The organism is Mycobacterium sp., from assembly GCF_049683935.1.
Taxonomy (GTDB): domain Bacteria; phylum Actinomycetota; class Actinomycetes; order Mycobacteriales; family Mycobacteriaceae; genus Mycobacterium.
In genome coordinates, this window is sequence record NZ_JBAUJR010000108.1 from 1 (window position 1) to 3910 (window position 3910).

The window sequence follows — 3910 nt, forward strand, 5'->3', positions numbered from 1 at the left end:
GCCCCACCCACCCCGGCAACATCAAATGTTATTGCCGTCTGCATCATTTGGTGAAAACGTTCTGGGACGGCTTCACCGATGCCCAATTCCCCGACGGCACAGTGCAAGTCACGACACCGACTGGGCACACCTACACCACGAAACCGTACTCGACGCTGTTGTTCCCCGCCTGGAACATCACCACCCCGCCAGCGCCGGATACATCAGAGCGCCCGTCAGAGCCCAAGCCCGGCCGAGGGCTGATGATGCCCACCCGCCGACGCACCCGCGAACAAAGCCGCGCCGCCCGCATCGCCACCGAACGACGCCTCAACGCGATCCAACGTGACCTCGACATCGCGGCAGCCGCCGCTCAACAAGCCCAGCGCGCCGCCAGACGCGCGCAGAAGCAGACACAGACACCGCCGACGCCGATCCCCAGCTACGAGTTTCCGCCAGCCGGTTACGAACCCGATTACGGCGACGACCCACCACCGTTCTAGCGTGCTCTGGAATGCCACTGAGGGGCATGCGTTAGACATTGACGTGATGTCCACGCATGCCGTTGGTGACCTGCGCTTCGTGGCGGTCGGCCAAGATGACCCACTGGCCGCGCCGCTGATCGACGAACTCGCGGTCGAGTACGCCGACCGTTACGGCGGAAGCAGAGACCGGGTCCACGCCTGGTTGCGCGGTTACCCCGCTGAGGAATTCGAGGCGCCGGGCGGTGGCCTGCTGATCGGACTGCTCGACGGCCGACCCGTGACCGGCGGCGCCTACCGTCGATTCGACGACACGACCGCCGAACTGAAACGCATCTGGACCGACAGCCGGCACCGTCGCCGGGGCCACGCACGAGCGCTGGTGGCGCGGCTGGAAACCGACATCGCCGCGCGTGGCTATTCGCGGATCTATCTGACCACCGGCGACCGCCAGCCCGAAGCGGAGGCGCTGTACGAGTCGATGGGCTACACCCGGTTGCCCGAGCCGCTCCCCGCCGAAGGGGAGGTCTATCCGATCGCCTTCGTCAAGGCGCTGCAGGACCCCACCCGGCCTATAGGCTTGCCGACGTGTCAGAGGCGACCGTCGGCTGGTTGATGCTGGCTGCTGCCGCACTGACATTCGTGCTCGGTGGAGCGTCGCGGGTGGTCATCGGGCGCCGCCGCGACTCCGCGGCGGTGCGCCGCCTCGTCCACACCTTTCGGCGCACCGGAATCGCGCGGGCGCTGTTCGGGCGCTTCGAGGCCGACGTGCTCGACGACGAAGAACTCGACACGATGATCCTGATGCCCACGATCGTCATCGCGTGCGGTCTGTGCCTGACTGCGCTGTTCCTGCTCGGCTACGACACGCTCGTGTGACCCGCGGCCTGCACCGCCTGCCGGATCGGGCCCCGCCACACCGGCCCGTGTCCGGGCAGCAGCACCTCGCCGTCGAGTTCGGCCAGCACACCAAGGCTGCGGCGGCACCCGTCCTCGTCATGGTTGAACAACGACGGCAGCAGTTGCGGACCCCTGCGGGGCGCCACCGGGTGATCGGTCACCAGCGCATCCCCGCTGACCACCACACCGTCCACGACATAGGAACAGTGCCCGCCGGTGTGCCCGGGCGTCGGGATCATCCGCGGCGCACCCGGCAGTCCCGCCGCGATCTCGTCGGTGAGCGGGGCGGTCGTCGGGATGCCGGCGTGGTTGAGCCCGCCCTTGCGGATGATCGACACCGACCACTTGAGCCATTTCGGCTGCCAGACGTGGGCCGCGACGTCCACCGGCGAGGCCTGTTCGAGGTATTCGCGCTTGGAGTGTCCGACCTCGTCGGCGTGGCAGTAGACGGGCGTACCGTGCTCGGCGGCGAACCAGATGGCCGTGCCGAAATGGTCGATGTGGGCGTGGGTCAACAGGATCGCGCGGACGTCGTCGACACCGAAGCCCAGTCGGCCCAGCGATCCGAGCACGTCGGCGCGGCTGCCCGGGAAGCCGGCGTCGATCATCATCACACCGTCGTCACCGGCGACCAGAGTCCAGTTGACCAGGTCCGTCTGTGCGAAGTGGACGCGGTCGGTGATGGCCGTGAGCACGGGTGTCATGCCGCGAGTGTAGAAAGAGGACACGCGGACGTGAGGAGCAAGAGGGACAATGGCTGAACTGAAACTGGGCTACAAGGCGTCGGCGGAGCAGTTCGCCCCACGTGAACTCGTCGAACTGGCCGTCGCGGCCGAAGCACACGGCATGGACAGCGCCACGGTCAGCGACCATTTCCAGCCCTGGCGCCACGAGGGTGGCCACGCACCCTTCTCGCTGGCCTGGATGACCGCCGTGGGTGAGCGCACCGAACGCCTGTTCCTGGGCACCTCGGTGCTGACTCCGACGTTCCGCTACAACCCGGCCGTCATCGCGCAGGCGTTCGCGACGATGGGCTGCCTGTACCCCAACAGGATCTTCCTGGGTGTCGGCACCGGCGAGGCGCTCAACGAGATTGCCACCGGATACGAGGGCGAGTGGCCCGAGTTCAAGGAGCGCTACGCACGACTGCGCGAGTCGGTGCGGCTGATGCGCGAGCTGTGGCTGGGTGACCGTGTCGACTTCGAAGGCGACTACTACAAGACCAAGGGCGCCTCGATCTACGACGTGCCCGAAGGCGGCATCCCGATCTACATTGCGGCGGGCGGACCCCAGGTGGCCAAGTACGCGGGGCGGGCCGGCGACGGGTTCATCTGCACCTCCGGCAAGGGCGAGGAGCTCTACAAGGACAAGCTGATCCCGGCGATGCGGGAAGGCGCCGAGGCGGCCGGCAAGAACCCCGACGACGTCGACCGGATGATCGAGATCAAGATCTCGTACGACACCGATCCCGAGCTGGCACTGGAGAACACCCGGTTCTGGGCGCCGCTGTCGCTGACCGCCGAGCAGAAGCACTCCATCGACGACCCGATGGAGATGGAGAAGGCCGCCGACGAGCTGCCCATCGAGCAGGTCGCCAAGCGCTGGATCGTCGCGTCGGACCCCGACGAAGCCGTCGCCAAGGTCGCTGAGTACGTGGGCTACGGCCTGAACCACCTGATCTTCCATGCCCCGGGTCACGACCAGAGGCGTTTCCTGGAGCTGTTCCAGCGTGACCTGGAGCCGAGGCTGCGCAAGCTCGGCTGACCCGACGAACTCGCGAGACGATGCGGATTCTCGCGACGCTGCTGGGTCTGCTCGGCCTGGCCGTCGCGCTGGTGGCCTTCGCTGCGCGGTACCTGCCGATCACCGGGCACCCCAGCCTGATCGTCGCGGCAGCGTCGCCCTATCTGGCGGTGGCGGCGCCGGTAGCGGTGTTGCTGCTGGTGCTTGGCAGACGTTGGCTGCTGACAGTGGTGGCGCTGGCCACCACGGTCGCGCTGCTCTTGGTGTACGTGCCCCGCTATCTCGCTCCGTCGGACGCCGATCTCGCTCCGTCGGACGCCGATGTCGCCGCCGTCGACGTCCGGGTGCTCACCACCAACCTCGGTATGGGACAAGCTGATCCGCCCGCGCTGGTGGCCCTGGCCAGCGACACGGCCGACATCGTGGCAGTGCAGGAGATGACGCAGGAGGCGGCCGACGGGCTGTCGGAGGCCGGGATGGACGCGGTGTTCCCGTACCGCGTTGTGCTCCCGGCGCCGCTGGCGTCCGGGATCGGGATCTGGAGCCGGCACCCCATCGTGAACTCCGGCCGCATCGACGGGTACGCGCTGCCGATGCTGGGCACCCGGGTCCGCATCCCCGGGGTGGTCGTGGACACCACGGTGCTGTCGATACATCTGGCCGCGCCGTGGCCGCAGCCGATCGACACCTGGCTGTACGACATCGCCCAGATGCCCGACACACTGACCGAGGTCGGCCGCGACGCCGGAGCGGGCGCGGTGATCGTCGCCGGTGACTTCAACGCCACCGCGGACATGGCACCGTTC

At 67.9% G+C, this 3910-nt stretch carries 5 protein-coding genes and 1 pseudogene; 5 read left to right on the plus strand and 1 reads right to left on the minus strand.

From position 1 onward, the window contains the following. From WA965_RS06155 to WA965_RS06165, 3 genes and pseudogenes are all read left to right on the plus strand, one after another. Positions 1-482: pseudogene (locus WA965_RS06155) on the plus strand (HNH endonuclease signature motif containing protein); the annotation flags it as partial. Positions 483-528: 46 nt separating this feature from the next. Beyond that, a complete protein-coding gene (locus tag WA965_RS06160) occupies positions 529-1077 on the plus strand; it encodes a GNAT family N-acetyltransferase (protein WP_526296183.1) in 549 nt (182 codons plus the stop codon). Then, positions 1077-1340: a hypothetical protein gene (locus WA965_RS06165; protein ID WP_526296189.1), complete on the plus strand. Its 264-nt coding sequence runs from the start codon at positions 1077-1079 to the stop codon at positions 1338-1340. The genes WA965_RS06160 and WA965_RS06165 overlap by 1 nt, the downstream gene beginning before the upstream one ends. Here the strand turns inward: WA965_RS06165 and WA965_RS06170 are convergent. Continuing rightward, the gene (locus WA965_RS06170; RefSeq protein WP_526296181.1) at positions 1322-2065 is read right to left on the minus strand and encodes an MBL fold metallo-hydrolase; all 744 of its coding nucleotides are present in this window, start codon (positions 2063-2065) and stop codon (positions 1322-1324) included. The genes WA965_RS06165 and WA965_RS06170 overlap by 19 nt on opposite strands. A 49-nt stretch (positions 2066-2114) precedes the next feature. Here WA965_RS06170 and fgd point away from each other — a divergent pair, with 49 nt between their 5' ends. Further along, positions 2115-3125, plus strand: a complete 1011-nt coding sequence (fgd, locus tag WA965_RS06175) for a glucose-6-phosphate dehydrogenase (coenzyme-F420) (RefSeq protein ID WP_526296179.1) — start codon at positions 2115-2117, stop codon at positions 3123-3125. 20 nt (positions 3126-3145) lie between these two features. Continuing rightward, positions 3146-3910, plus strand: a 765-nt coding sequence (locus tag WA965_RS06180) for an endonuclease/exonuclease/phosphatase family protein (RefSeq protein WP_526447237.1), incomplete at its 3' end; no start/stop codon positions are given.